Source organism: Burkholderia sp. AU32262 (assembly GCF_020419985.1).
Classification (GTDB): Bacteria; Pseudomonadota; Gammaproteobacteria; order Burkholderiales; family Burkholderiaceae; genus Burkholderia; species Burkholderia semiarida.
Genome location: NZ_JAIZRS010000003.1, coordinates 93063 through 119863, shown reverse-complemented (window position 1 = coordinate 119863; position 26801 = coordinate 93063). Strand labels below are relative to the sequence as shown.

Sequence of the window (26801 nt, the reverse complement as noted above, 5' to 3'; positions counted from 1 at the left end):
CAGCACAGGGTCAGCGCGGGCGCTTCTTCAGCGCACGCGTCCCGGACGGATCGACGCCGAGCCACTGCATCGCGACGAGCAGCGGCAGCGTCATCAGCAGGAACAGGATCGTGTACGCGCTGCCGACTTCGAGGCGCAGCGACGCATAGGTATCGGCGAGCCCGACCGGCAGCGTCTTGGTGTCGGGCGTATGCAGCATCCACGTGAGGTTGAACTCACCGATCGACAGCGTGAGCACCGCGAGCGCGCCGGCGACGATGCCCGGCCGCAGGTTCGGCAGCACGATCGTGACGAAGCGCGTGACGAACGACGCGCCGAGGCTCGCCGCGCCTTCCTCGAGCGTGCGCAGGTCGGCGCCGGCCGCAACCGCCGCGACCGCGCGCACCATGAACGGCAGCGTGAACACGACGTGGCCGACGACGATGAACCACAGGCTCATCCGGAATGCGGTGAAGCCGCCGTACACGACCAGCAGCGCGAGCGCCGAGGCCAGCCCCGGCAGCGCGACCGGCAGCACGAGCGCTTCCTCGATCGCACGCGCGACGCGGCTCTTGCTGCGCGCGAGCGCATAGCCGGCCGGCACGCCGATCGCGAGCACGATCGCGAGCGTCGCGAACGCGACGTAGAGCGACAGCGCGACCGAGCCGTGATACTGCTGCCACACCTGTTCGAGCCAGCGCAGCGTGAGGCCGCTCGACAGCCCGCGGAAATAGTTGACGGTCAGCCCCGCGAGCACTGACATCACGACGGGCACGATCAGGAACGCGCACAGCAGCAGCGTGACGCTCCATTGCAGCGCGGCGATCGCGCGCGCGCCCGTGACGCGCGGTGCCCGTCGTGCGACGCCGTTCGCATGCGACGGAGCGGGCGCCGACGACAGCGTGGAAGAGCCGGGAAGCGATTGCATGAAGGAATCCTCAGGCCGCGGCGGCGGCGGTGTGGCCGGTGAAGCGGCGCGCGAGCGCGAGCACGGCCCAGGTGACGATGCCGAGCACGATCGAGAGGCCTGCCGCCGTCGCGATGTTCGCGTTCAGCGTGAACTCGGTGTAGATCGTCATCGGCAGCACGTTCAGGTCGGTGGCGAGCGTAAACGCGGTGCCGAACGCGCCCATCGCGGTCGCGAAGCAGATCGCGCCGGCCGCGATCAGGCCCGGCGCGAGCGCGGGCAGCACGATGTCGGCGAAGATGCGCCACGGCGACGCGCCGAGCGAACGCGCGGCTTCCTCGAGCGACGCGTCGAGCTTCGACGCGGCCGCGATCACGGTGACGATCACGCGCGGAATCGAGAAATACAGGTAGCCGATGAACAGGCCGGCAACCGAGTACGCGAACACCCACTTGTCGCCCGTGAGCTTCGCCGACAGCATGCCGATCAGCCCCTGGCGCCCGGCGAGCATGATCACCATGAAGCCGACGACGACGCCCGGGAACGCGAGCGGAAACGTGAGCAGCGCGAGCAGCACGCGCTTGCCGGCGAATTCGCGGCGCGCGAGCAGCAGGCCCGAGATCGTCGACAGCGCGAGCGTCGCGAGCGTGACGCCCGCGGACAGCGCGACCGTCTCGCCGAGGCTCTTCATGTAGCGCGCATTGCCGAGCAGCGCCGCGTAGTGCGAGAAGAAGGCGCCGTCGGCGGACACCTGCACGAGCGACGCCATCGGCAGCAGCCAGAACGCGGCGAATACCGCGAGCGCCGGCGCGACGAGCGCGATGCGCCAGCGCAGCGGAAAAGTGAGGTCGAGCATCGGTTGCGTCCAGCGGCTTACTGCATCACTTGCAGGTACTGCTGGCCGAACGCCTGCTGGCCGGCCGCCATCTTGCCGAAGTCGACCGGCTTGGCGCGCCCGTATTCGCTCGCCGGCAGGAACTTCGCGGCGACGTCGGCGCCGAGCGCCTGCGCGCGCACCGGGCGCAGGTACGCATTGGCCCACAGCTTCTGGCCTTCGTCGGACAGCACGAAATCGAGCACCTTCCTGCCGTTCGCGTCGTGCGGCGCGCCCTTCACGAGGCTCATCACGTACGGCACCGCGATCGTGCCTTCCTTCGGGATCACGAACTCGACGTTCGCGTTGTCCTTGTATTTCGCGCGATACGCGTCGAAGTCGTAGTCGAGCAGGATCGGAATCTCGCCGGACAGCACGCGCGCATACGCGGTCTGCTTCGGCACGATTGGCGCGTTCGCCTTCAGCTTGCGAAACCAGTCGAGCGCCGGCTTGAAGTTGTCGAGGCTGCCGCCGAGCGCCTGGTTGACGGCGACCGCGCCCGCGTAGCCGACGAACGCGCTCGACGGATCGAGGTAGCCGACCATGCCCTTGTATTCGGGCTTCAGCAGATCGGCCCAGGAGCGCGGCACCGGCTTGCCGTCGAGCGCGTCCTTGTTCACGAAGAAGCCGAGCGTGCCCGAGTGGATCGCGAACCAGTAGCCTTGCGGATCCTTCAGGTTCGCGGGAATGTCGTTCCAGTGCGCGGGCTTGTACGGTGCGATCACGCCCTTGTCCTTTGCCTGGAACGCCGACGACACGCCCAAGTAGACGACGTCGGCGACCGGGCTCTTCTGCTCGGCAATCAATTGCGCGATCGACTGGCCCGAGTTCTTGTTGTCGAACGGCACGCGAATGCCGGTTTTCTGCTTGATCGCCGCGATCTGCGCGGCCCAGTCGGCCCATTCGGGCGGGCAGTTGTAGCAGATCGCCGTTTCGTCGGCATGAGCCGCGGGGGCGCCGGCAACGAGCGCGGCGAGGGCGAGCGGCGCGGCAAGTGCGCGCAGCAGCGAGGTCAGGCGAAAGGACACGGTGGGTCTCCGGGCGAGTGGGAGGGTGGTCGTTGGGCGTGGCGCGTGCGTGTTGCGATCAGGCCTTGCGCAGTTGCAGGTCGGTGGCGGGCGGCGCAATCGTCGCACCGTCGCGCACCGCATGCGGCAGGATCGTCGACGTCCGGTCGATCGCCGCGCCGCCGATGCATTCGACGAGACGCTGCCACGCGTGGCAGCCGATGTCGTGGTTCGGCGTCGCGATGCTCGCGAGCGGCGGCGCGAGCAACTCGCCGATCGCGATGCCGTCGAAGCCGAGCACCGACAGATCGTCGGGAATCGAGAAGCCCGCGCGGCGCAGGCCGCGCATCACGACCATCGCGAGCAGGTCGTTGCTGCAGAAGAGGGCGGTCGGGCGCGTGGCGTGCGCGGTGAGATGCGCGAGCACCGCATCGGGCAGTTCGGGTGCGTTGAAGTCGACCTCGACGGGCGGCAGCGGGGCCACGCCGCTTTCCTCGAGCGCCTGCGCATAACCGAGATGACGCTGGCGCGCGCGATCCGACGCGGCGAGCGAACCGGCCAGCATCAGCACGCGGCGGTGGCCGCGCGCGGTCAGCAATTGCACGCCGTCATGGGCGGCGCGGCGGTTGTCGACCGACACCGACGGACGGCGCCGCGTGTCGTTGTGCATCAGCACGTAGTGCGGGCCGTCGCGGTCGAGCATGTCGAGCAGCGGGTGCGTGTCCGCATCGGCGACGGTGAGGATCAGCCCTTCGACGCGCTGCTCGCGCAGCGTCTCGATCGCATGACGTTCGCGCGCCGCATCGTATTCGGTGGTCATCAGGATCAGCTTGAAACCGGCCGCGGTCGCGAGCGCGTCGATGCCTTGCAGGCAGTCGGCGAACACCGGGTTCGACAGCGTCGGCACGACGACGCCGACGAGCCGCGTGCGTTCGCCGCGCAGTTGCCGGCCGAGCGGACTCGGGCGGAACTGCAGCGTGTCGATGGCGGTGCGGATCGTCTGCAGCGTGGCGGGGCTGACGGTATGCGGCGCGTTGATCGCACGCGAAACGGTGGCGATCGAGAAGCCCGCGAGGGCAGCGACGTCCTTGATGGTCGAGGTCATGAAGTCATGCGATGTAAACGTTTTCGGCCGGGGAATTATCGAAAACGTTTGTGACTTCGCGATGACGCATGCGACGCTTGTTTCGCGAACGGCACGACACAAACGTCAGACGGTTGACGGCGTCGGACGACGCGCGACCGATTGTATCGACGGAGGCGGCGGCGCGGGATGAAATCGTCGGGCGTGGTGTCGGTATCGAATGCGCAGGCCGAGGCGGTGCGACGATGGCCGGTGTCGCGATGCGGCGCGGCGGAATAAGGGAACGCATGCGCCAAGCAATGGTAGAATCGCGTCCGCCCTCTTGCCGGGGTGATGAAATTGGTAAACATAGCGGACTTAAACGATTGAGTGCCCGGCCGGAAACGGTCGGTGCAGAACCCTTCAAATTCGGCGAAACCCCTGATGCGCGCATCGAGGCAACGCCGAGCCAAGCCTCGCGGCACCCGCGAGGAAGGTGTAGAGACTAGACGGGGGGCACCTAAGGCGCACGGGCAGCGGTCATGCCCGCGCGCGACGGTGAAGGCATAGTCCAGCGCACGAACGGTTCTCGCACGCGAGGCCGGCTTTGAAAGAAGCAGTGTGACGAAAATCCGCCGCCTTAACTGGCTTGCCGGTTCGAGTCCGGTCCCCGGCACCACGACACCTCAACAATAACTTTTCCATCTCGTTGAACCATGTAGAAACAATGGGTTAGCGAGTCGTAACTGTTGATCCATACAGGGTATTTTCCCCGCGTTGTGGGGAGAGTTGTAGAATGGATTCCCCATTTGCTACGCACGACTCTCCCCACGATGGCATCGATCACCCCACACAAGAACGGTTTCCGCGTGCAGGTCTATGTCGACGGCGCGCGCGATTCGAAGGTCCTCCGTACGCGCCGCGAGGCGACAGCGTGGGGCGCTGCGCGCGAGGCAGAGCTGAAGCGCCTGCGCGACACGCCGGCCGCTGATCGTCACACGCTTGGCGAAATGCTCACCGAATACTCGAGCCGCGTGTCGACGAAGAAGGGCGGCACGAAGTGGGAACAGAACCGTATCGCCTCGTTCATCAAGCAGTTCCCCGAGTACGCCGAGCGATCGCTGTCGCAGGCTGACACACCGATGTGGGCCGAGTGGCGCGACCGGCGCCTGGCAGGCTATGTCGGGCCGGACGGCGCGAAGGTGCGCGGCATCACGAACGGCTCGGTGCTGCGCGAGATCAACCTGTACCGGAACGTCTATACGATCGCGCGGCGCGAGTGGAAGTGGATCGACGCGAATCCGTTCACCGACCTCGGAATTCCCCCCGACAATGCGGCGCGCACGCGTCGCGTCGACCCGTGGAAAGAGGTTCGCCCCATCGTTCGGTGGCTTGGGTATAGAAGTGGACAAGAGCCAGCCACAAAGAGCGAGGAGGTCGCGCTCGCGTGGCTGGTTGCGCTGCGCAGCGGCATGCGCGTGAAAGAGCTGTGCGGACTCGGAAAGAAGACGTTGAACATGAAGACCGGCGTTGCGCGGCTCGAGCACAAGATGCAGTACCTAACCGGCAAGCCGCGCGAGATACCGCTCCCACGCCCCGCGCTGCGCTTGCTGAAGGCAGTTGCCCATCGCGAGCGGTGCTTCACTGTCGATGCCGACTCGCTGAGCACGCTGTTTCGAAAGGCACGGCTTGCTCTGCTGATCACGGGGATGACGTTCCACGACTCGCGAGGTGAGGCGCTGACGCGCCTGGCTCGCAAAGTCGATGTGCTGACGCTGTCGCGCATCAGCGGTATCAAGGATTTGAAGCTGCTGCAGGAGCACTACTATCGCGAGACGTCCGAGCAGATCGCCGCGCGGCTTTAAACGTGCGCCTCGCGCGCCTTGTCGATTTCCTCGATCGGGATCAGTCCGCACCGGTTCAGCTTGAGGTCGCCGGCCTTCACCATCTTGCTGACCGTCCAGCGGCTGATGCCGAGCATTTCGGCGGCCTGCATCTGCGTGACGTGCGTCGGCCGCGGGTGCGTTTCCGCGTAGAGCTGCACCGCGCGGCGGGCCACGTTCATCACTTCGTTCGTTTCCATCATCGTGCCCTCGTGGACATAGCAAGCTCGACGCGGCGGCTGATCTCGCGATCGTAGCCGGCGAGCGTGGATTGCAGGTTGGGTGCGAGGCGCGGGCCTGCGGCCGGCGTGTCGAGTGCCGCGCGCGGCACTGCGGCCGGCGTCACCTCGTACGCTGTGTCCGTCTGCACACGTCGATCGATCCTGATGCGGCCGGCGTAAAACAGCGTGTCGAGGAAGCACTGCACGACGGCGGGCGATGACCGGAGCTCGATTGCGATCTCGCGCGCGGTGTGCGTGCCAGTGCGCAGGACTTCGAGCACGGCGGTTCCGTTGATGCGGCGGTTGGTCATGATGAGGCTCCGGTGCGGGCGGCGGCAGCTGCCTCGAGCGCGGTTTTCGCCTCGATCCTGAATTCATCGCCGTGGATCTTCCAGTTGTCGTCGCGATCGACATAACACAGGTCGGCGTTGCTATCCGAGAGCACGCGGGCGGCGGCGCTGATCTCGGCCTCCGTCACCTCGGCGCGCGGCTCCGGGCGGCCCGGTTGGGAGGCGAGTATCGAGCGGAGAACGTCGGCGCATGCATCCTCGCCTTGCGCATTGGCACGGCCGATCGCCCACGTGAGTACGTCGCGCTGCTCGTCCGTCAGCCCGACCCGAGCGTCTGCCTGCGCGGGCTGCGGGGCGGCAGCAAGCATGGCCGCATAGACGCCGCGCGGGGTGCAGTTCTGGAATGCAGTGCCCTTCGGCAAACCATCCCACCAGCAATCCAGCATCTCCGGCGTCGGCTCGGCAGGTACGAGCTTCCATCCGGCCGGGATCGACACCGCTTCCGCCGCCATATTGGGCGAGCGGGATAGGATGGCGGCGATCCGCTGCACTGCATCCTCGATGCCTTCGCCGGGCGCACGCTGCGCCGCCGACCATACTTCGTGCGCGAGCGCGTCAGCCCCTTCCGCCCCCGTCTCGTTGGCAGAGGAGGCGCGGGCGAGCAATGCTTCGAGCTCTCTCGCAGATGCTTCCAGACCGTCCGCAGTGAGGCTAGAAATCGCATGCTTCAGCGCGCATGTCTGTGCGACACTGAATGCCGCCCGCTCGTCCGCCGGCTTCGTGGCAGATGCGGCGCGGGCTTGCCAGCCGGCCCACGCATCGCTAGTTCCGCTGTACCGGTACTCTTCACCGGATTCTTTGCCGAAACGTAGCAACGCCTCATCCCCGCCGTACTCTTCGCGAGCCCACGCCTCGAACGCCGCCCGCTCGTCCGCCGGCGAGGGTGCGGCATAGCAGTCCGGTGGATTATTCGTGCATCGCGAGTGGCATCCTGCGCACTTCTCGATCGGCGCTGCTGCGGGCTGCTCGACAGGGGATGCGGCGAGCAAAGTGCGGATGCCTGCGATTATGTCCGCTGCTGGCGTGCTGCCGTAGGTCAGAATTTCGCGGTCGTTTGCCAGCGATCGTTGCGCTTGCCACTTCACGCCAGCAGCTTCGAGCGCCTCCATAATTTGCAGGTCCGTCAGCGCATCAGCGCGGCTATTTCCGGTGGTCATGGTGTGGTCCTCAGGTCAGGATGTCTCGCGCGGCGAGGATGAATTGCGTCGCCGCTTCGGCGTTGATCGCGTTGCCATAGGCGCGCAGTCGTCCCACTCGCGAGGGAGCCCCATCAGCCAACGGGAATGTGCCGGGTTCAACTGGCCGCCACTTTCCATCCCGGCAGAGGAGCCAGTCAGCAGCTCGCCAGAAGCCGTTAGTCGGGCCGGCATGGGGTTGTCTTTCAGGAGCGCCGCCGCATGATTCAACGTGATGTTTGTCGTCGAGAATTGCGCAGCCGGCTTCCGAAGCGCGTCTGTCGTTGTGGGTGTCGGCCATCCCGCGAACTGCGCCACGTGATTCAGGCTCACCGCTACCTTCCGGCCATCCGGCGTGCGCCCTGTTGCGCTCAGCCCTTCGAACGACTGAGAGCCCTCCGCGTTTCCAACTGTTGGCATAGGCCATCCAGAAAGCTCGATCTCTGATGTGCGGCGCACCGATGCCCGCAGACGGGAACGGCTCACACCCGTAGGCGTAGTCCACGGCTTCCATGTCAGCGTGTACAAGGTCGATCCACGGGTCGACAGCAGGGCTCGCAACCTGCTCTCCAAAGATGACTGCAGGTCGGCACTCGCCGATGAGCCAGTACCACGCAGGCCAAAGGTGCCGCTCGTCGTCAAACCCAGCTCCTTTGCCTGCCGCGGAGAAAGGTTGGCACGGACAGGAACCGGTCCAAACAGGTCGATCGTCAGGCCAGCCAGCGCGTCGAAGCGCGTGCGACCAGACACCGATTCCGGCGAAGAAATGGCACTGGTCATAGGCTCGCAGGTCATCAGGTCGGACATCCTCAATGCTCCGTTCGTCGACGTCGCCCGGTGCGATGTGCCCGGCGGCGATCAGGTTGCGCAGCCACTGCGCGGCGTATGGGTCGTGCTCGTTGTAGTACGCGGCCACGTGGCATCCTTTAAATCAGTAGATCAAGCCTCAAAGTCGGCGACACGGTTCGCATATGGCAGCGTTGTTCGCATGAAATCCGCATCGAGTTGAAGTTGTGACGGCGCCCACCCATCACCCATGTCGCCGACGTTGAGGCTTTGGTTGCCGCGCGACGGGTGCCGCGCGGCTGGTGGTTCACTCTTCCTCGACTTCCTCATCCGGCTGCGTGTCGAGGTCGGAACCGGCGAAGGGGCGGTGCTCGTCGCTCTCGTTGCTGTCGGGCCGGCCGAACAGATCGGGATCGACGTACCCATCCGGCGGCGTCAGAGTGATACCGATCTCCTGCTGAACGCGGCGGCCGATCTTGCCGTGGTCCTCGTCATCTTTCGGATGGGCGTTCACCTTGAACGACACCTCGACGGAGCCGCCGTCCATGGTCACGAACACGATTTCCTTGATCTCGCACTCGGCCAGAAGTACGTCTTCAGCGCCGGACGCACCGATGTGGAATCGAAGCAGGTATCCGGGATAGCTCTTGTCCCAGCGCATATTGCGGAGGTACGGGAACCGCAGCTCCGTGAGCCCCGCGTGTTCCATCGGAAGCTCACCCGGCTTCGGTTGCGGTTTCCGATACAGCATCGGCCGCAGGGCGACGTCGAATTGGTCGAGCAGCTCGCCACCGCCGACCAGCGTAAGGCCGATGGAAATCGCCGGCTCGCGCTCCTTTCCGTGCTTCTCCGATCGGTTGGTGCACGACGTGATCTTGGCGAGCGTGTCTTGGACGTTGAACATGAGTTCTCCTATTACTGATCGAGGTGAGCGGCCGAATGGCCGAGGTTTGCGAATTCACCGTGGAGCATTTCGGCCGCAAGTCCGTAAAGCTCATGCGCCTCGGCAGGATCAGAGAAATATCCGAGCGTCTTGGCTTGCCCGGCAATTCGAATACGAGCACGCCATTTTTTCGTTTTCTTGAACCATGAAACGCCCTTGAATCCAGACCGATTGTTGGACTGCGCACCGCGGTTGCATCGATTCTGAGAAGCGGTGGCGCCCCTCAGATTGCCGAACGCATTGTTCAATCCGTTTTCATCGATATGGTCGATCTGATTCGACGGCCATTCGCCGGTCATGTAGAGCCACGCCAGTCGATGCGCAAGGTACGTCACGCCATCAATGGAGATTCGCCTATAGCCGCCGCTCGCGTACCCTGCTATCTGACCGATCTGGATTCGATTGTTGATCCGGACGACCCATCGAAATTCGCCGTTCTGCTCGTCATAGCTGAGCACGTGGCGCAGTCGATCAGCGGTGAGGCGATCGAGGTTGAACATGCGGTGCTCCTGGTGGTGAGGGGAGGGTTACGCGCCGAGCAGCGCTTCGCGGCGGCGGTTGTACGCTTCGGTCAGGCGCGCGAGGACGTCGGCCGGGTAATCTCGGAACTCGTCGATGCGCACATCGAGCGTGTCGACGTCCGCGCATTCTTCGAGGCGCGCGAGCGCGGCCGCTTCATCTGCACCGGGGCCGCCATCGGAACGCGTCGGCTCATCGTTCGTGCGGCGCGCCGTTGTGCCGCGGAGCTCGCGCATGCGCGCGTTGTACGCGTCCTGCGCGGCCTGAGCCTGATCGCCCGGTGGCAGCTTCATCGCGAGCGCTCGTGCCGCGTTCATGCCGTTGCGATCGGTCGCCGTCGCGATAGCCTTCAGCACATCGTCGAGGCGCACGACTTCGAGCGGCAGCACGGTATGCAGCGCCTTCTTTCCCTTCGTCGCGGTGAGCGACAGTGAGATCTCGCGCTCGATGTTGCTCAGGTGGCTGATCCGGATGCCGCCCACGACCATTCCGCCGAAACGCACGGCCTGATCGTTGTAGAGCGTCATCGACTTGCCGACCCAGTTGCGGCCGTCCTCGCCCCACGCGAAGATCAGGAGCTTGCGCATGGTCTTGCACGGCTTGTACGGCCGGCCCTCGTCGTTCTCGTAGTGCAGGATCACGGGCTGGTCCTCGCTGCCCATGCGCACGTCGGTGACAGTGATGGTCAGGTCGCCTGCGAGCAGCTGCTCTGCGTTCAGCTGGTCGGACTTCGGCACGATGGTGCCGCGGAGGTCGGTGATGTCAGACATATGCGATCTCGATCTCTTGAGAGGTGAAGGCGTAAGGGGGAAGGTCAATCTGCATGGTCTTGTTCGAGTAGCCGGGCCAGCGCTTCAGGCGCACGCACTCCTCGTACAGGTCGAGCAGCCGGCGGCATTCGAGAAACCCTTCTTCGCGGCTTTCAGGCCCGAGCGTGTATGACGCGGCCGCGTACGGCCATTCGGTTTCGACAGCCACGAAGGTGAATTTCTCGACGGTGACGCCGGCCGCCGCGCTGTAGCCAGCCGAGTAGAACGCGTCCTGCACGTGGTATCGCTTGCGCGCGATCTGGCGGCGAAACTCGTCGGCTGACGCGCAGCTGTACGTCTTCAGGTCGAGCAGCTCGACCGACTTGCGCGACAGCGCGTGCACCCAGTCCGGCCGGCAGCGGCAGTCGACGCCGGTCATTTCGTCGGTCCAGAACGCGGACACCTCGGCGCGGCCCTGAGACAGCGCGTCCTGAATTTCGGGCAGCGCGCGCACGGACTCGGCCTGGCGCATCGCGACTTCGTATTGCTCGAGCGTGATGACACGCTTGTCGCCGCACGTGTCGAGGAATTCTCGCCACCATTCCATCGCCGCGACGCTGTCGGGCGACGGCTTCTTGGCGTTCCATTGCGCGTCCGTCGGCTTGCGCGGCGCACCCTTCGGCGCCCACACGTAGCGCGCGTCGAATTGGTCAGGCTCGAACACGGCGCAGTGCGCAAGGTGTCCTTCGAGCTGGCCGGCCTTCTCGACGCGCGGCGGCCGCAGCGGATTGCGGTGCCGGCTGTAGAAGTGGAACGGCGACAGCGCGAGGTCGTCGAGCTGCGACTTCGAGACGGGCGGCAGCGCATGGTATGCGTCGATCGAGAGGTTGTAGTCGAGCATCACGCCCCCCACACGCCGCGCGGCGCTTCAGGCGTGGTGCCGAGGTACGCGATGCCGACTGCGCACAAGAAGCCGATGACGATCGCGACGATGATCCCGGCGACCGGGCTGCGTTCGAACAGGCGGTCGAGCGCGTCACAGAAGTAGGTGATCGGGTTCATCGAGCAATCCCCGCGAGAAGTTCATAGGTCGGCGCGACACCACACGCGATCAGGTACAGCGCGCCGATCACCGCGAGCGGGAACCAGTCGCGCGATACAACCGATCGGCTGTAATCGCGCAATACAGGCGATAGGCTGTTGGGAGGGGTGCGCATCACAGATCCTCACCGCAGACGCGCACGTGCCGCACCGGCGTCGGCGCAGCCTTGCGGCCGGCCTTGATCAGCGCGGCGTCGATGGACAGACGCAGTCCGGACGGGATCATGACCTTGCCGGCATCAGCGTCGGCGGCGAGCATTCCGAGGACCATGAGCGCGTCGTTCGCAGCAGCGAATTCCTGCGCGCGCTGAACTGCCAGCGCTTCGGCCTCCCGCTTCGCGGGTTGCAGGCGTTCCATCATGTCCATCCACGATTCACCCGCGAGCCGCGTCTTCTCTGGGTACCGCGCCCAGACCGTCGCGATGAGCGTGCCGTCTTCGAGGCGAACGCGCTCGTTATCGGCGACGAGCGGCGTGTGCTTGATCTCGTTCATGTGGTCCATCGTTGCAGTGCGCACTTCGTTGTCAGCGCCGTTCGGATCGAAGTCAACGTAGTTGTGGTCCATGTCTTTCTCCTGTAGCGGGAGCGGTTTGATCAGAACGGTATTTCGAGCGGCTTCGTGTCCGACTCGATCAGGCGAGCGCTGTCGACTGCGTCGACCATCGCCGTTTCGACGGATGCGCAAAGACGCTTCGCGCGCTGCGCGGCATCTTCTTCGATCAGCGCCAGCACACGGACGATGAAGCCCGGGGCAAGTTCGAGTTCGATCTTTCCGCCCGGGCCTTCAAACATTGCTTCGGCAGCGAGCGTGCCGCTGTTCGATTCATAGGATTCGCGGCGGCGAATGGTCAGTGATTTGAGTTGCATGGTGGTCTCCAGGTGGTGGTGTGGTACTGCGTGGAAATCAGTAGCCATTGCGCTTCGCGATGCCCTCGGCAGCCGCGTTGAACGCGTCTTCGAAAAGGATCTCGAGCAGGTAGACGAAATGGGCGTGGTCGCTCTTGTCGAGGAAGGCGTTCATCACCTTTGCGAGGAAGCCGTCGGGCAGCTCCGCCATCGCGTTGATCACGTCAGCGATCTCGACCTCGGCCGATGCGCGCTCGAACGCGGCATCGTCGGCCTCGGCGCGTGCGTCAGCCTCCGCCTGCACGCGGTCCGCATAGGAGTCGACGTGCGACGGCAGAGCGCGCGGGGTGATTGGGTGGGGGTGGAGCATGGTTGCCTCTCGCTAAGGTTTCGCCTTAGTTGCAAGGTTAGGGCATGCCTTAGTTACTTGTCAAGGTGTTGCCTTAGTTTTTCTTCGAGACGAAAAAAAGCCGCCTCAAGGGCGGCTGTTTCTCGGGCCGGACAGGCTGCTCTATTGCGAAGCTGCCGGCGGGATGGTTCCAATCATGCAAGCTGAATCGATCATCAGGTCTGCGGCCGATCCAGGCACCGCGTCGCGCGGTTGGGGATACGAAATTTCTTGCGATCCGGAGACGGGACCTTTACCCATCGGGTTCGAATAATAGACGACTTGCTTCAGCGTAAATCGCTTGTTCTCGCAGTCAAAGTTGTTTTGCGAAACCGCAGAATAGTACGGCTTCATATTCGATGCGGCGATTCCGGGTTGCTTCGCTTTATAAGACAGAAGCACCCAGACAGTTCGAAAATTACCGTTCACTTTTGCCGAATGAGGATCAATGTAATACGAGGTAGCCCCTTTCCCGTCATCGATCTGTATCCATTCTGGCGGTTGTGCATAAGCGACAATCGTAGTGATCATCATGCACGCTGAAATTGCGATCTTTTTCATGATTCCCCCGGTTGGTCGTTTATACCGGCACCCATTTCCCTATAACCGTTCCCATGATAGTGGCGTTGCCGTTGATGTAGATCCACTGCTCAGGCCAGCTCGGATTGAGCGGATGCAGTAGCTTTTTATCACCCTCGATGATGAGTTGCTTGAACGTCGCTTCACGCTCGTCGTCGAGTCGCACGATGACGCAGCTGCGGTGATCAGCGCCGCGGTCGGGATCGACGAAGATGATCTCGCCTTCGTTAAACGATGGCGCGCCGTTCGGGTTGAACATGCTCTGTCCGCGCACGCGCAGACAGAACGTGTCCTTGCTATGGCCGGCCGGACACGGAATCCAGTCCTCAGCGTCGCACTCGTCAAAATTCTTCGAAATCTCGGCCCACTGGCCGGCCTGCACCCACGAAATCAACGGCACCGTCCCCCGAATAGCTGGACCAGGCTCGACAGACGATTCGCGGGCCGCGCCTTTCGCTTCGCGGCCGGACAGCAGGTAGTCGACGCTCGTGCGCAGCAGGCGCGCGAGGTCATCGAGCTTCGCCGAATCAGGCCGGGAGACGTTGCGCTCCCATTCCGATACCGAAACGCCCGTGATGCCGAAATGGTCCGCGACGTGCTTTTGAGTCAGGCCGCGAGCCTTCCGCTTTTCTTTGATTCGAGATCCCAAGGTCATAAGGAATAGCCTAACACTTGCAACTAAGGCAACGCCTGATATACTCCGCTAAGGCATAACCTCAATTTTGGTGAAATATGGACGACGCACCGATCCTCGAACAGGCCATCAAGCGTGCCGGCGGCGCAGCGGCGGTTGCGCGTGCCTTCGGCATTTCTCCGGTCTCGGTGGGCGAGTGGCTGAAGAAACAGAAGCTGCCCGCTGACCGCGTGATCCCGGTCTCTGGCCTGACCGACTGGGAGTACACCCCGCACATGCTCGATTCGAGGCTGTACCCGAACGAGCGCGACGGCATGCCGCTGTCGCTTCAACCCGCCCAGGTGGCCGCATGAGCACCGTCGAAACAGTCTCGTCTGACGAGATCGCAACTGCACGCAAGTTAGGTGCAAGGAATTTCACCGAAGCGTCCCGCACGATTTCAGCGGTCACACAGGTGCGCGCAGCACTTCGACTCGAGACGAGCGAAAGTACCTTAAGCCGTGACCTGAAAGACCTGCAGGAATGGTGTTTCCGGCTTGCTGCGTGCGGATTGCAGATCGTTTCATCGAGTTCCATCGTGGTCGATGCGAAGGAAATTCAGGCGCTTGAACTGATGACACTCAAGTACCTGCAGTCGAAGCACCAGCAGTGGTGAGCGCGATGGCCGAACTCCCGAATCCTCTCACCCCAGCCGATTGCGACCTGACCGGCTACCGCTGGATGCCGCTCGACGTGATCCGCGTCATCGACAGCGACACCTTCGGGATCTCGACCGGCGACGAGTTCAAGACGGCATTCCGTCTCTGGGCGAAGTGCTGGCAGCAGGTGCCGGCCGCCAGCCTGCCGGACGACGACCGCGTGCTCGCGCACCTGGCCGGCCTGTCTGAGAACCTGCCGAAGTGGAAGAAGGTCCGCGCCGTCGCACTGCGTGGCTTCGTGAAATGCAGCGACGGGCGGCTGTATCACCCCGTGATCGCCGAGAAGGCGATCGAGGCGATGGGTAAGCGCGAGCAGCACGTCGAGCGCGAAGAGAACGAGCAGAGCCGCCAGCAGCGGTATCGCGAGCGTCGCAAGTCTCTGTTCGAGCTGTTACGGAATCACGGAATCGTTCCGCCTGCTGATACGAAGATGCCCGAATTGGAACGTCTCGCATCGTCACTCAATGCGTCACCAAGCGTAACCGAAAGCGTAACGCCTGTTACGCGTGGTGACGTAACGCATGACGTCACAGCCACGGCTATAGAGAAGGACATAGACCAGACAGAGACAGTAAACCGAGAGGTAAGGACGGACGTAGGTGGTGAACCCCGCGCGACCGTCCGTGCGTCCGAGCTCTCCGCCGCGATGCGCGAGCACTCGATCGAGGCTTCGCCGCACGACCCGCGAATCATCGCCGCTGCCGAACGCGGCATCACGCGAGATACCGTTAGCGCTGCATGCGTCGAGGCTCGCGCCTCCGATCCGACCGGCCGCATCAAGCCCGGCTACGTGATCGCGATCGCCGAGCGTTGGACGGCCGAAGCATCCCGTCCTCCAAGCACTCCCCGCACGGCCCCCGCGGCGACTGTGCGCGACGAGCGCCGTCGCGCTGGCTGGGCCGAACTCACCGGCACCCGCGCATCCTCCGACCAAACCGCAGCACAACCCGCAGAGGTGATCGATGGACATGTCAAACGCATCGGCTGAGCTCTGGCCGCAGGACGCCGTTCCCGAGCATTGGGTCACGGAGCTGTTCAAGCGCATGGGGCGCATGTGGGGCAATGCGTTCCTCGAAAAGTGGCCGCAGGACGACCTGTTCGGCGTGAAGATCGAGTGGGCCCGCGGCCTGCGCAAGCTGTCGTCGAAGGAACTGAAGGCCGGCGTCGATGCGCTCATCACGCTCAAGTTCCCGCCGTCGCTGTCCGAGTTCTACGCGCTCTGCAAGCAGTCGCGCGCCGTCGAATTCACGCCTCATGCGACGCTCACGGACCAGTCTCGCGCTCGCCCCGAAGTCGTGGCCGCGAACCTGTCGCTCGAACGCGAGATCGTCGCACCGCTCGCCGCGCCGCGCGCGATCACTGCCGAGTGGGCATATCGCCTGCTGATGCGCGGGCAATCTGCGTCGGGGCGCCCGCTCACGTCTGGCGTGCTCCGATGCGCGACGGATGCGATCTCGTCGGCCGCTGGCCGTCGCGTGATCGACGAATGCCCGAATCCGTCGCTCGCCGACGAGTACCGCAAGATTCGCGACACGATCGTCGAGAACTATCGCGCGCAGGGACTGCGGCTTTGGAGTGTGGCATGACGCACCACACGAACGACGCGCGCGCGTGCGCGCATTTGGCTCCGGAGGCAGCATGCTGACCGTCAAGCTCCCATACCCGATCAGCGCGAACCGCTACTGGCGCACCCGCGTGATCAAGCCGAAGGCCGGGCCGGCGATCGTCAGCACGTACGTCAGCGCCGAGGCGAAGGCGTTCAAGGAAGAGGTCGCGCTGCTGCTGCGCTGCGCCGGCGTGCGCAAGCCGATCGCAGGCCGCGTCGCGATCGCATACACGCTCTATCCACACCGGCCGCTCGACTGGAAAACCCGCCAGCGCAAGCACGGTGCTGCATGGGATGACACCGTGCAGTGCCTCGACCTGGACAACGCGCAGAAGGTGCTCCTCGACGCGATGAAGGGCATCGCGTTCGAGGACGACGCGTGGGTGCGCCGCATCACCGCTGAGCGCGCGGAACCGGACGGCGAGGCCCGCGTCATCGTGACGATCACGCCGATCGTCGTTGAGCAGCCGCAGGCCGGCCTCGCGCTCGACATGCCGGTCGCGGATCCGTTGGAGGTTTGATGTGAATTCCGATACTCGTTTTCTCACCTTCCCCGTGAAGTCGCCGGCCTTACGCCGTCACCTGATGCGCGAGGACGTTTGCTGCCCCGAGTGCGGCGGGTTGATGGACGTCGGCTACGAGTGCAACGACTGCGGGTTCGATGGCATGCCAGAAATCGAGGCTGCACGTGTCAAGCAGGCAGGTGACGCATGAACCTCGTCCAACTCGCCGGCATGCTGCCGCGCGACGCTCAGTTCCGCGAGTGGGTCGCGCAATGGATGGTCCCGCCGCGCGAGGTGGACGTTGACACTGCGGCCGCGTTCATCCGCACCGTATGCGAGATCACATCGCGCCGCGAACTCGCGACCGATCAGCACGCGGCCGACCGCTTCAACCATTTCCTGCGCCGGCCGTTCCTCGACTGGCGCGACAACCAGCAGCACCAACGGAGAGCAGCATGAGCGACATCAACGCAGCACCGAGCAGCACCGAGCCCTCGAACGAGGCGGAGAAAACGGACATGCAGGGGGATGGCGTGGCCGTGGCGGGGGAGACGACTGGGATCCAGGCGATCCCTTCCGACTCTGGCAGCAATGCGAGCACTGCGGAATCGAATATCACGTCGACGACGGTGTCGACGGACGATGCAGACGGTGCGACTGGGACGACCAGTACTGACGCGCCGGCGGTCGCGGCGGTGGGGGAGGCGAGCGCTGCCGATGCGCAACCTTCGGCGCTTGTACCGGCCGTCCCGGGTGCTCTCTCGGCTCAACCGGTGTCGGATGCGCAGGTATCGGTGGGATCTGGCGACGCCGTGCAGGGTGACGACCCAAACGCCGCTGCGTCGCCTGCGGCCGAGCAATCCGCAAGCGACACTGCATCGTCTGCGCAGGATGCATCGCAAGGCGACGGCACCGAGGTGGCTGCCTTGCACGCTGAACTCGATGACGCATATGCGCGCCTCGCCGTGCTTCAGCGGCAGCTCGCCGCAGCGCAGGAAGCGCAGGTTCGCGCAGAACTGCCGCCGGCGGCAGCGCATCCGGCGAAGGAGCACGCCACTTCGCTGCTGCAGAAGATCGAAGCCGGCGAGGCAATCGTGCTCGGCGACCTGCAGGCGAAGCTGCGCGCGTTCGTGGAGGCGCTGTAACGCATGTCCCGAGTCGAGCCCGCCGTCAGCGTCGATTGGTTCCGCGTCCTTGAGGACGTGCGGCGGGCCGACTTCACCCTCGCCGAGATCGCGCAGTACACGCGAATCCCGCGCACCACGCTGCTCGGCTACCGGAATCTCGGGGCCGAGCCCAAGCACTACGCCGGCCAGACGCTGCTCAAGCTCTGGGCCCAGGTCACCGGCCGCCAGCCCGACGAAGCGCCCACCCTGCAGCGCATGCCGTCCGTCTCCGCCGCGCTGCGATAGACGGGAATCCGACACCTTCGCGGTCCGATACTCGCCTGCACCATCCACGGAGGTGCAGGAATGTCCAAACGAACCTACGCAACGCAGATGCCCGGCGAGGCCGCGATCACCCCGCAGGGTGACGAGCCACCCGCGATCATCGGCGCCGACACCGATGCGGTGCTCACCATCGCCGGCCGCGAGGTGCCGCTCGCCGAGGTGGTGATCGGCGCGTTCGAAACGAGCGGCATGTCGGTCGAGGAATGGGCCGCCGTCGATCCGCAGGTGCGCGACGACCTGGTCGGCAAGAAGCGCAAGGAGCTCGAACAGTCGCTGGCCGGCGCTGGCGAACTGCCGTCGCAGGCCGCCGCCCGGGAGGCCGCTGTCGCTGCCGTGAACGCGCGCAAGGCGTCGCGCACCGCTCGCGCCGAGCCGTCGCAGGCCGCCGCAGCCGGCGCGCCGAAGCTCCCGCACCGCGACGAGATCGACCCGAAGGCGATCGCCGCGCCCGTCCAAACTCAGCAGGGCTGGATCGTGCCATCGACGCCGCGCCAGCTGCCCCGCAACTTCCAGTGAGGTGACGAGCATGTGCGACATCCTCGGCGCGATCGGCAGCTTCTTCGGCGGGAACAAGGCGTCCGCCGTCCCGACTGCAACTACCACGACCGCCAGTGCGGCCGACAGCGCAGACGCGCAGGCCGCGCAGGCGGCGAACGCACAGGCGGCGGCCGACAAGAAGCGCCGCGCGGCATCCAGTCTGCTCGCGACTGGAGCGGGCAACACGACCGGCGCTGCATCCTCGTCGGTGCTCGGCGCTGCGAAATCCTCCCTCGGGCAATAAGCCATGATCGACAGCCTCGGCGAAACCCTCGCGAAGCGCCTCGAAACGATGAAGTCGAAGCGCCAGGTGCACGAGCTCGTGTGGCGCGAGTGCTTCATGCTCACCGATCCGGTGCGGGCGTCCGGGCTGAACGGCCCGATGATGGACGCGAACCAGATCGCGCAGGCTGTCGCGCTGATCTTCGACTCGACCGCGACCGATGCGAAGCGCACGCTCGAAGCGTCGATCATGTCCGGCATGACGCCCGCGAACTCGCTTTGGTTCACGATGACGGTGAACGGCGCGGACGACGACGGCGAGCGATGGCTAGACAGCGCCAGCGAGGTGCTGTGGCAGAACATCCACAGCGCGAACTTCGACAGCGAGGCGGCGGACGCCGTAGCCGATGGTATGGCTGGTTGGTTCGCGCTGTATGTCGACGAGAACCGCGACAGCGGCGGCCTGTACTTCGAGCACTGGCCGATCGCTGGCGTGTACTGCGCATCGTCGAAGCCGGGCGGCACGGTCGACATCGTGTTCCGCTGCTACCAGCTGAGTGCCGAGCAGTGCATGCGCGAGTTCAGCCAGCGCGGGGACGTGCTGCCGGCTGAGATCGCCGACAAGGCGAAGGACAAGCCCGACGAGCTGATCGACCTGTGCCAGGCGATCTATCCGCGCGACGTGTACATCCTCGGTGCCGTGCGCGCGAAGAACATGCCGATCGCCTCTGTCACGTTCGCGTGCAATCAGAAGCAGGTCATCCGCGAGTCCGGGTATCACGAAATGCCGGTCGTCGTCGCGCGCTGGAAGAAGATCCCGAACAGCGTGTACGGCGTCGGCCCGTTGCTCGATGCGCTGCCGGACATCCGCACGCTAAACGACATCGTGAAGCTCGAATACGCGAACCTCGACCTCGCCGTGTCCGGCATGTGGATCGCCGAGGACGACGGCGTGCTAAACCCGCGCACGGTGAAAGTTGGCCCGCGCAAGGTGATCGTCGCGAACAGCGTCGACAGCATGAAGCCGCTGCAGCCGGGGTCTGATTTCAAACTTGCCGAGACGCGCATCGAGAAGCTGCAGGGGCAGATTCGCAAGACGCTGATGGCCGACCAGCTGCAGCCGCAGGACGGGCCATCCATGACGGCGACCGAAGTACATGTGCGCGTCGACCTGATCCGTCAGTTGCTCGGCCCGATCTACGGCCGGCTGCAGGCCGAGTATCTGCAGCCGCTCATCGCGCGCTGCTTCGGGCTTGCATACCGCGCTGGCGTGTTCCCGCCGGCCCCCGACTCGCTCGGCGGCCAGAACTTCTCGGTGCAGTACCAATCGCCTTTGGCGCGCGCGCAGAAGCTCGAGGAAGTTTCGGCGATCGAGCGCCTGATGGGCGACGTGACCGTGATTGCACAGGTCAAACCCGAAGCGCTCGACAACATCGACGGCGACGAGGCCGTGCGGCTCACCGCGAAGAACCTCGGCGTGCCGGACAGCATCGTGCGCACCAGCGACCAGGTCACGCAGTACCGCAAGCAGAAGCAGGCCGACGCGCAGCAGCAGGCACAGCAGCAGATGGGCATGGAGGTGCAGGGCGACGTGATGAAGTCGATGGGTAGCGCGGCCGCCGGCCGGATGGTGGCGAACCAATGAAGGCGCACATCGAAGGCGCGCCGGTCGAGCAGCGCGCGACCCCCGACGATTACCGCGTCGTGTTCGAGAGCCCGGCCGGCGCGCTCGTGCTCGACGACCTCGTGCGGCGCTTCACCGGTTCCGTGTTCGTGCGCGGCGGCCACGATGGCGAGCGCGAGACGACGTATCGGATCGGCCGGCGCGATGTCGTCGAGCACATCATCAGCATGATCAACCGCGCCAACGGCGCAGAACCTGAAGGAGAGTGACATGGCAGGCACTTCGACACTGACTGGCAGCGGCTGGATCGCGAACGGCCAGCCGCGCTCGGACGAATCGATGTACGGCGTCCCGTACTTCACCGGCAAGCCGCAGGACGGCGTCGGCAAGAACGGCGACCTGACGATCGATCCCGTCGCCCGCAAGATCTACGAGAAGGTCGCGGGCGCCTGGTCGGCCGGCACGTCGTACTAACCCACACACGAGATCGAGGATACGACGATGTGGATCTGGAAAAATCGACATCCGCTCATGGATGCAGCAGGCGATGGCGGCGGTGGTGCTGGTGGTGGCGCAGCAGCGTCCGGTGGCGCCGATGGCGGTGGTGCAGCGGGCAGCGGATCGGCGCTCGCGGCGGGCGCTGCCGCTGGCGGTGATGGCAGTGCAGCTGCTGGCGGCGCCGGCGCGGCCTCGGGCGGCGCAGCATCGTTCGACTGGCTGCCCGAGAAGTATCGCGTCAATGGCGCAGACGGCGCGCTCGACCTGACCGCCTCCGCGCAGAAGTTGGCAGGCGGCTACGGCGAGCTGTCGAAGCGCATGGTCGACGGCGGCGCGCCGCCGGCTGCCGCGACCGACTATCAGGTTTCCGTGCCAGACCAGTTCAAGGAAGCGGTCGGCGACCTGGGTAACGACAAGCTGTTCACGCAGTTCCGCTCGGACATGCACGCGCTCGGCCTTTCGCAGAAGCAGTTCGACGGGGTCATGGCGAAATACTTCGAGGTCGTGCCGGGACTGGCAGCAGGCGCGCAGCAGTACACCGCCGATTCGGCGACCGCTGACCTGCGCAAGGACTGGGCCGACGACGCGACGTTCCAAAAGAACGTGGGCCTCGCGTTCCGCGCAGGCAGCGCCGCCGCGAAGGCCGCGAACATGTCGTTCGACGATCTGGAGAAAGCCGGGCTCGCGAACAACCCGACGTTCATCAAGATCATGGCCGCGCTCGGCCCCGAGTTCGCCGAGGACACGCCGGCCGGCTCGGGCAACGGCGCGGGCTTCATGTCCGAGGACGACGTGAAGAAGCTGCTGATCTCCGAGGCGAACACCAATCCGAAGCATCCGGACCACAAGGCGACGCGGGCGCGGATCGACGCGTTCTACAACCGCAAGTACGGCAACACGCCGATCGCCTGAAGAACCATCGCACCAGCCAGTTTGCCCCGCCTTCGCGCGGGGCTTTTTTATGCGCGCTCGATTTGGTCGGGATTCCGACAGGCACGTCGGCCGAATATGCAACGCATTCGGCCCGCGGTGGCGCGCGGAATACCCGATGAGCTCGCAAGCTCACGTTCGCCGACGTGAGCCCGTAACAGGCCCGCGATACGCGGAACACCCTGAAGGCGACAAGACGACATCGAACCTTTTGGGAGTTCTCTCACCATGAGCACGAACAACGAAACGATCACCCAAGCCTTCGTGCAGCAGTTCGCCGACGGCTACATCATGGCCGCGCAGCAGAAGGATTCGCGCCTGCAGGCAACCGTGAGCGCGTACGGCGACGTCATGGGCTCGAGCTTCACCGCGAACAACATGGGCGCGACCGAAGCCAACGACGTCACGTCGCGGCTGTCGGACACCGTCTGGAACGACAACCCGAACGACACGCGCGTCGCGCTGATGCAGGACAAGGACTGGTCGACGCCGATCGACAAGTACGACCTGCCGAAGCTGAAGGCGAACCCGCAGGGCACGTACATGCAGAACGGCCTGGCCGCGCTCAACCGCAAGAAGGACGCGGTGATCTATCAGGCGCTCATCGGCACGTCGATCACGCGCGCCGGCGAAGCGCTGCCGTACGGCTCGATCGCGCTGCCGTCCTCGCAGAAGATCCTCGACGGCGGCGTCGGCATGACGAAGGCGAAACTGATCACGACCAAGAAGCTGTTCCGCAAGAACGAGGCCGACGAGCAGAACGGCGAAGACCTGTACATGCTGTACGACGCTGAAATGCTCGAAGACATCCTGAGCGACACCACGCTCACGTCCGCCGACTTCATGGCCGTGCAGATGCTGCAGGACGGCAAGCTGTCGGGTCGCTGGCTCGGCTTCAACTGGGTGCCGTACGAAGCGCTGAACACGGCGGGCACGGTGAAGACGACGGTCGCGTACACGAAGTCGTCGACGCAGTTCGGCATCGGCCTGAACCGCGACATCGACATCGGCCCGCGCCGCGACAAGCGCAACGCGATTCAGATCTACATCGGCGAATCGTACGGCGCCGTGCGCACCGACGAGAAGAAGGTCGTGACGATCGACTACCAGTTCTGAGCGTGATGTGACGGGCGGCGCCGCGCGCCGCTCCGCATCGATCTCGATACGAAACAGGAGCACATCATGGCAGAAGCAAACTCGGTACAGATGGCGAAGGTGCTGGCCGCGCCGAACGCGAAGTTGCAGCCGAACGAAACCGGCGGCCGCTCGCGGATCATGTTCGGGCAGATCACGTCCATCGGGGCCGCAATCGCCGACACGATCTATTTCGGTCGCATTCCGGCCGGTGCGCGCATTCACTCGGTGACGATCAACAATGCAGCCGGCACCGCGTCGTCGACGATGTCCATCGGCGTGCGCAAAGCATCGGACAAGTCGGGTGCCGTAGCCGCCGGTCTGTCCGCCGCGACGGCGATCAGCTCGGCGCAGCGCGTCGACGCGACCACCGGCTCGCTGGTGAACGCGGGGCAGACGTACATCACGCCGTACGAGTCGGACGTGTACGGCACGATCGCAGGGGCAGCGACGCCGGCATCGCCGGGTCAGTTGATCTCGGTCACCGTGCACTACGTGTTGGACTGATCCGCGCCATTCCCGGCGCGGTGTAGGAGGTATGCCGGGGGCGCTTGCTCTCGGCATTTTTGTTTGAGGCGACCATGACCAGTAGCGTTTCGATCTGTTCCAATGCGTTGCTGCAGCTCGGCGACAATCCGATCGCATCGTTCGACGACCACGCGCGGCGCGCAATGGTGTGTTCGAACCTTTATCCCGAAGTGCGCGATGCAATGCTGCGCACGCATCCGTGGAACTCATGCACGAAGCGCACAGTGCTCGCGCCGCTCGCAGATGCTCCGATATTCGACTACCCGTACCAATTCCAGCTGCCGTCCGACTGGCTGCGCACGATCCAGATCGGCAGCCGGCGCTGCCCGCTTGACTACGCGGCCGAGGGGCAGCGCATCCTCGCCTACGTCGACGTGCTGCCGATCGTCTATATCTTCCGGAATGAGAACGAGGCGACGTGGGAGTCGACGCTGGTCGACGTCGTCACGAAGGCGATGAAGGCCGTGATCGCTTATCCGATCACACAGTCGGCGGCGATGGCGCAGACGGCGCAAGCCGAGTTCGCCGCGTTCCTGAAGCAGGCGAAAGCGATCAACGGGCAGGACGACGATACCGAGACGATCGGCGATTTCCCGCTGCTCGAGTCGCGTCTGTCGAGCTACACGACCCCGCCGGGTCGCGCGCCGGGGCGGTAAGACATGGCGAAGATCACCACTATCCAGTCGAATTTCAACGCGGGCGAGCTGTCGCCGCCGCTCGGCGGCCACATCGATCTCGACCGATACGCGAACGGCGTGCGCACGATGCTGAACGCGATTCCGCAGATCGAGGGCGGCGCTCGTCGGCGCTTCGGGACGCGGCAGATCGCACCGAGCAAGTCGACGGGCACGACGCGTCTCGTCCCGTTCGTGTTCAGCAAGTCGCAGGCGTATGTGCTCGAAATGGGCAATCAGTACGTGCGGTTCTACACGAAGGACGGCCAGATTCAGCAGAGCGGCACACCGATCGAGGTTGCCACGCCGTGGACCGCCGATCAGGTGTTCGAGATCGAATATGCGCAGGGCAGCGACACGATGTTCATCGCGCACCCGTCGACGCCGATCAAACGCCTCGTGCGCATCCTGCAAACGGCATGGACGATCAGCGAAGCGCCGTTCGATCCGGGCCCGATTGATGAGATCGGCAAGCGCATCAACGGGACGTTGACGCTGTCAGGCACGGCAGCCGGCGCGACAGTGGACGTGTTCTCCGCAGCTGGCGGCCTGATCGCGAGCGATGTCGGTCGCAATATCGCGGCCGGCCCGGGCGTGGCCGAGATCGTCGGTGTGGCGAGCGCCACGAACGCGACGGCCCTGATCAAGGCGTCGTTCGATTCGACGACGTACGCGGCAAACGCGTGGCGCGTCGACCAGTCGCCCAAGGTTGCGATCACGCCGTCGGCCGCGAATCCCGTGAACGGCGCCATCACGCTGACGGCAGATGGTCCGCCGCTCGGCGTGCAGTCGGTGTCGCTCACCGGCACGACGATGACCGTCACGATGCAGGCCCCACACAACCTGAATACGGGCGACACGGTCGTGCTTTCCGGCTTCGAGTCGGCGGGGCTCGACGGGCAATACGTCGTGACTGGCGTTCCGAGCAGCGTGAACATCATCTTCACGTTCAATGGCACGCTTCTGGTCGGCGGCAAGCTCGGCACCGTCTATCACTTCGGCGTGGGTACCGCCTGGCGTGCAGCTGACGTCGGCAGCTACGTCGAGATCAATGGCGGCCTCGTGCGGCTGAGTGGTTGGGACGGTGCTGGTATCAAGGCGTACGGCATCATCGTGCGCGCGCTTTCCGCGACGATCACAGCGCCGGCCGACAGTTGGGCTCTCAAGTCGGCGATGTGGAACGACGTCGACGGCTATCCCCGAGCGATCAGCATCTTCCAGCAGCGTCTGTACGCAGCCGGTTCGAGCGGCTTCCCACAGCGCGTGTGGGCCAGTGGCACGGGCCTTTACTACGATTACACGCCGGGCACGAACGACGCCGATTCGTTCTCATATGACGTCGCGTCCGATCAGGTCAACCAGGTCGTGCACCTTGCATCATCACGCATCCTCACGGTGCTGACGCAGGGCGAAGAATTCACGATCAACGGTGGTTCCGGGTCCGCGATCACGCCGACGAACATCAACGTGCAAAGCCAGTCAATCTATGGCGCTGCGCAGCCGCGGCCCGTGCGCGTTGGCAACGAAATGGTGTACACGCAGCGAGCATCGAAGAAGTTGCGCTCGATGGCGTACGACTTCAATACCGATTCGTTCCGCTCAGTGAACCTCACGCGGCTCGCCGCGCACATCACGGGCCCGGGTATCGTCGACACGGCTTTCCAGGCTGAGCCGACGCCCGTCGTCTGGTTGGTGCGCGCGGACGGCGTGCTTGTGAGCATGACCTACGACCGCGATGAGAACGTGATCGGCTTCGCCCGGCACACGACGGATGGGCTTTTCAAGTCGGTCTGCTGCATCCCGGGAGACGATGGCGACATCCTATTTGCGCTCGTGCAGCGCACGATCAACGGCACGACGGTGCAGTATGTCGAGCGCATGGACTCGACGCTGCAGACCGATTCAGCGATCGTTGGCACGAGCGACATCGGCGGCGCAACATGGACCGGGCTCGCGGCATTGAACGGGAAGAAGTGCGACGTGAAGGCCGACGGCGTCTTCATGGGGCAATTCACCGTCACCGGAGGCCAGATCACGCTGCCGCGCGCGGCGAAGGCGATCGAGGTCGGGCTGCACTACGACAGCACTATCGTCACGCTCACGCCGAATATCTCCGGCGGCCTCGGCACGTCGCAGGGCAACCAGCAACGCAGCGGAAAGATCATCCTGCGCTTCCTCGAATCGATCCGGTGCTTGGTCAATGGCCAGCCGATCGCATTCCGCGAGTTCGGCACGGACGTGCTCAACAAGGCGCCGACGCCGTTCAGCGGCGACAAGGACATCACGGAATTCGGGTGGGACTCGATGTCCGAAATCACGATCTCGCAGGACCAGCCGTACGACTGGTACGTGCTCGCGATGATCCGCCAATTCACCGTCAATTCGGGCTGAC

The 26801-nt window shown here is 64.7% G+C and carries 39 protein-coding genes; 20 read left to right on the top strand and 19 right to left on the bottom strand.

From position 1 onward, the window contains the following. Positions 1-10: 10 nt before the first annotated feature. Genes LGN10_RS04100 through LGN10_RS04085 form a run of 4 tightly spaced genes read right to left on the bottom strand, consistent with a single transcriptional unit; the run spans position 11 to position 3872 of the window. Positions 11-907, bottom strand: coding sequence for an ABC transporter permease (locus LGN10_RS04100; RefSeq protein ID WP_059573918.1), 897 nt, complete (start codon positions 905-907; stop codon positions 11-13). 10 nt (positions 908-917) lie between these two features. Continuing rightward, positions 918-1742 (bottom strand): ABC transporter permease, encoded by an 825-nt coding sequence (locus LGN10_RS04095; RefSeq protein ID WP_089464641.1) that lies wholly within the window; start codon positions 1740-1742, stop codon positions 918-920. 17 nt (positions 1743-1759) lie between these two features. After that, complete coding sequence (locus LGN10_RS04090; protein ID WP_226221931.1) at positions 1760-2788, bottom strand: ABC transporter substrate-binding protein; 1029 nt, start codon at positions 2786-2788, stop codon at positions 1760-1762. Positions 2789-2846: 58 nt separating this feature from the next. Continuing rightward, positions 2847-3872, bottom strand: a complete 1026-nt coding sequence (locus LGN10_RS04085; protein WP_226221929.1) for a substrate-binding domain-containing protein — start codon at positions 3870-3872, stop codon at positions 2847-2849. Positions 3873-4663: 791 nt separating this feature from the next. Between LGN10_RS04085 and LGN10_RS04080 the strand changes: the two genes are divergently transcribed. Further along, positions 4664-5695, top strand: a complete 1032-nt coding sequence (locus tag LGN10_RS04080; RefSeq protein ID WP_226221927.1) for a tyrosine-type recombinase/integrase — start codon at positions 4664-4666, stop codon at positions 5693-5695. On the opposite strand, the gene LGN10_RS04075 is transcribed toward LGN10_RS04080, so the two are convergent. From LGN10_RS04075 to LGN10_RS04005, 15 genes are all read right to left on the bottom strand, one after another. Then, positions 5692-5916 (bottom strand): helix-turn-helix domain-containing protein, encoded by a 225-nt coding sequence (locus LGN10_RS04075; protein WP_226221925.1) that lies wholly within the window; start codon positions 5914-5916, stop codon positions 5692-5694. The two genes, LGN10_RS04080 and LGN10_RS04075, sit on opposite strands and share 4 nt — an antisense overlap. Continuing rightward, on the bottom strand, positions 5913-6245 hold the full coding sequence (locus LGN10_RS04070) for a DNA-binding protein (protein ID WP_226221924.1): 333 nt from the start codon (positions 6243-6245) through the stop codon (positions 5913-5915). The genes LGN10_RS04075 and LGN10_RS04070 overlap by 4 nt, the downstream gene beginning before the upstream one ends. Then, positions 6242-7441: a hypothetical protein gene (locus LGN10_RS04065; RefSeq protein ID WP_226221922.1), complete on the bottom strand. Its 1200-nt coding sequence runs from the start codon at positions 7439-7441 to the stop codon at positions 6242-6244. Before LGN10_RS04065 ends, LGN10_RS04070 begins: the two co-directional genes overlap by 4 nt. 10 nt (positions 7442-7451) lie before the next feature. After that, positions 7452-8375: a DNA cytosine methyltransferase gene (locus tag LGN10_RS04060; RefSeq protein WP_226221921.1), complete on the bottom strand. Its 924-nt coding sequence runs from the start codon at positions 8373-8375 to the stop codon at positions 7452-7454. A gap of 177 nt (positions 8376-8552) precedes the next feature. Continuing rightward, the gene (locus LGN10_RS04055) at positions 8553-9149 is read right to left on the bottom strand and encodes a hypothetical protein (RefSeq protein ID WP_226221919.1); all 597 of its coding nucleotides are present in this window, start codon (positions 9147-9149) and stop codon (positions 8553-8555) included. Positions 9150-9160: 11 nt separating this feature from the next. Further along, positions 9161-9688, bottom strand: coding sequence for an HNH endonuclease (locus LGN10_RS04050; RefSeq protein ID WP_226221918.1), 528 nt, complete (start codon positions 9686-9688; stop codon positions 9161-9163). Between the two features lie 27 nt (positions 9689-9715). Then, a complete protein-coding gene (locus tag LGN10_RS04045; RefSeq protein ID WP_226221916.1) occupies positions 9716-10477 on the bottom strand; it encodes a hypothetical protein in 762 nt (253 codons plus the stop codon). After that, the gene (locus LGN10_RS04040; RefSeq protein ID WP_226221914.1) at positions 10470-11357 is read right to left on the bottom strand and encodes a PD-(D/E)XK nuclease-like domain-containing protein; all 888 of its coding nucleotides are present in this window, start codon (positions 11355-11357) and stop codon (positions 10470-10472) included. The genes LGN10_RS04045 and LGN10_RS04040 overlap by 8 nt, the downstream gene beginning before the upstream one ends. After that, positions 11357-11518, bottom strand: coding sequence for a hypothetical protein (locus tag LGN10_RS04035; RefSeq protein WP_226221913.1), 162 nt, complete (start codon positions 11516-11518; stop codon positions 11357-11359). Before LGN10_RS04035 ends, LGN10_RS04040 begins: the two co-directional genes overlap by 1 nt. Further along, positions 11515-11673, bottom strand: a complete 159-nt coding sequence (locus LGN10_RS04030) for a hypothetical protein (RefSeq protein WP_226221911.1) — start codon at positions 11671-11673, stop codon at positions 11515-11517. The genes LGN10_RS04035 and LGN10_RS04030 overlap by 4 nt, the downstream gene beginning before the upstream one ends. Beyond that, complete coding sequence (locus LGN10_RS04025; RefSeq protein WP_226221909.1) at positions 11673-12122, bottom strand: hypothetical protein; 450 nt, start codon at positions 12120-12122, stop codon at positions 11673-11675. The genes LGN10_RS04030 and LGN10_RS04025 overlap by 1 nt, the downstream gene beginning before the upstream one ends. Positions 12123-12151: 29 nt before the next feature. Further along, positions 12152-12472, bottom strand: a complete 321-nt coding sequence (locus LGN10_RS04020) for a hypothetical protein (RefSeq protein ID WP_226221907.1) — start codon at positions 12470-12472, stop codon at positions 12152-12154. Next, a complete protein-coding gene (locus LGN10_RS04015; RefSeq protein WP_226221903.1) occupies positions 12462-12773 on the bottom strand; it encodes a hypothetical protein in 312 nt (103 codons plus the stop codon). Before LGN10_RS04015 ends, LGN10_RS04020 begins: the two co-directional genes overlap by 11 nt. 141 nt (positions 12774-12914) lie before the next feature. Further along, on the bottom strand, positions 12915-13352 hold the full coding sequence (locus LGN10_RS04010) for a surface-adhesin E family protein (RefSeq protein WP_212212939.1): 438 nt from the start codon (positions 13350-13352) through the stop codon (positions 12915-12917). A 19-nt stretch (positions 13353-13371) separates the two neighbouring features. Beyond that, positions 13372-14025: a LexA family protein gene (locus LGN10_RS04005; RefSeq protein ID WP_226221902.1), complete on the bottom strand. Its 654-nt coding sequence runs from the start codon at positions 14023-14025 to the stop codon at positions 13372-13374. 77 nt (positions 14026-14102) lie between these two features. On the opposite strand from LGN10_RS04005, the gene LGN10_RS04000 reads away from it, so the two are divergent. The 19 genes from LGN10_RS04000 to LGN10_RS03910 all read left to right on the top strand — a co-directional run bounded on the left by LGN10_RS04000 (position 14103) and on the right by LGN10_RS03910 (position 26800). Next, complete coding sequence (locus tag LGN10_RS04000) at positions 14103-14357, top strand: YdaS family helix-turn-helix protein (RefSeq protein ID WP_212212945.1); 255 nt, start codon at positions 14103-14105, stop codon at positions 14355-14357. After that, on the top strand, positions 14354-14659 hold the full coding sequence (locus LGN10_RS03995; RefSeq protein ID WP_226221901.1) for a MarR family transcriptional regulator: 306 nt from the start codon (positions 14354-14356) through the stop codon (positions 14657-14659). Before LGN10_RS04000 ends, LGN10_RS03995 begins: the two co-directional genes overlap by 4 nt. Positions 14660-14664: 5 nt before the next feature. Continuing rightward, positions 14665-15690, top strand: coding sequence for a DUF1376 domain-containing protein (locus LGN10_RS03990; protein WP_226221900.1), 1026 nt, complete (start codon positions 14665-14667; stop codon positions 15688-15690). Continuing rightward, a complete protein-coding gene (locus LGN10_RS03985) occupies positions 15671-16288 on the top strand; it encodes a hypothetical protein (protein ID WP_226221899.1) in 618 nt (205 codons plus the stop codon). Before LGN10_RS03990 ends, LGN10_RS03985 begins: the two co-directional genes overlap by 20 nt. 52 nt (positions 16289-16340) lie before the next feature. Then, positions 16341-16829 carry a RusA family crossover junction endodeoxyribonuclease gene (locus LGN10_RS03980; RefSeq protein WP_226221898.1) on the top strand — a complete coding sequence of 163 codons (489 nt, stop codon included), beginning with the start codon at positions 16341-16343 and terminating at the stop codon, positions 16827-16829. Between the two features lies 1 nt (position 16830). Beyond that, positions 16831-17022, top strand: coding sequence for a hypothetical protein (locus tag LGN10_RS03975; protein WP_226221897.1), 192 nt, complete (start codon positions 16831-16833; stop codon positions 17020-17022). Next, a complete protein-coding gene (locus LGN10_RS03970) occupies positions 17019-17270 on the top strand; it encodes a hypothetical protein (RefSeq protein WP_226221895.1) in 252 nt (83 codons plus the stop codon). Before LGN10_RS03975 ends, LGN10_RS03970 begins: the two co-directional genes overlap by 4 nt. Continuing rightward, positions 17267-17956: a hypothetical protein gene (locus LGN10_RS03965; protein WP_226221893.1), complete on the top strand. Its 690-nt coding sequence runs from the start codon at positions 17267-17269 to the stop codon at positions 17954-17956. Before LGN10_RS03970 ends, LGN10_RS03965 begins: the two co-directional genes overlap by 4 nt. Before the next feature lie 3 nt (positions 17957-17959). Beyond that, on the top strand, positions 17960-18223 hold the full coding sequence (locus LGN10_RS03960) for a hypothetical protein (RefSeq protein WP_059559197.1): 264 nt from the start codon (positions 17960-17962) through the stop codon (positions 18221-18223). Positions 18224-18310: 87 nt separating this feature from the next. Further along, positions 18311-18778: a hypothetical protein gene (locus LGN10_RS03955; protein WP_226221887.1), complete on the top strand. Its 468-nt coding sequence runs from the start codon at positions 18311-18313 to the stop codon at positions 18776-18778. A 10-nt stretch (positions 18779-18788) separates the two neighbouring features. Beyond that, a complete protein-coding gene (locus tag LGN10_RS03950; RefSeq protein ID WP_226221885.1) occupies positions 18789-19043 on the top strand; it encodes a hypothetical protein in 255 nt (84 codons plus the stop codon). Positions 19044-19046: 3 nt separating this feature from the next. Then, positions 19047-20666 (top strand): portal protein, encoded by a 1620-nt coding sequence (locus tag LGN10_RS03945; protein ID WP_226221884.1) that lies wholly within the window; start codon positions 19047-19049, stop codon positions 20664-20666. Further along, positions 20663-20914 (top strand): hypothetical protein, encoded by a 252-nt coding sequence (locus LGN10_RS03940; RefSeq protein ID WP_226221882.1) that lies wholly within the window; start codon positions 20663-20665, stop codon positions 20912-20914. The genes LGN10_RS03945 and LGN10_RS03940 overlap by 4 nt, the downstream gene beginning before the upstream one ends. A 1-nt stretch (position 20915) precedes the next feature. Continuing rightward, positions 20916-21119 carry a hypothetical protein gene (locus LGN10_RS03935; RefSeq protein ID WP_059559207.1) on the top strand — a complete coding sequence of 68 codons (204 nt, stop codon included), beginning with the start codon at positions 20916-20918 and terminating at the stop codon, positions 21117-21119. Between the two features lie 57 nt (positions 21120-21176). Then, positions 21177-22055, top strand: a complete 879-nt coding sequence (locus LGN10_RS03930; protein ID WP_226221880.1) for a hypothetical protein — start codon at positions 21177-21179, stop codon at positions 22053-22055. A gap of 246 nt (positions 22056-22301) precedes the next feature. Next, positions 22302-23189 (top strand): phage capsid protein, encoded by an 888-nt coding sequence (locus tag LGN10_RS03925; RefSeq protein ID WP_226221878.1) that lies wholly within the window; start codon positions 22302-22304, stop codon positions 23187-23189. Between the two features lie 66 nt (positions 23190-23255). Continuing rightward, entirely contained in the window at positions 23256-23714 is a 459-nt protein-coding gene (locus LGN10_RS03920; protein WP_226221876.1) for a hypothetical protein, read from the top strand. 74 nt (positions 23715-23788) lie between these two features. Then, a complete protein-coding gene (locus LGN10_RS03915) occupies positions 23789-24391 on the top strand; it encodes a hypothetical protein (protein WP_226221874.1) in 603 nt (200 codons plus the stop codon). Between the two features lie 3 nt (positions 24392-24394). Beyond that, positions 24395-26800: a hypothetical protein gene (locus tag LGN10_RS03910; protein ID WP_226221872.1), complete on the top strand. Its 2406-nt coding sequence runs from the start codon at positions 24395-24397 to the stop codon at positions 26798-26800. The last annotated feature ends 1 nt before the right edge of the window (position 26801 follow it).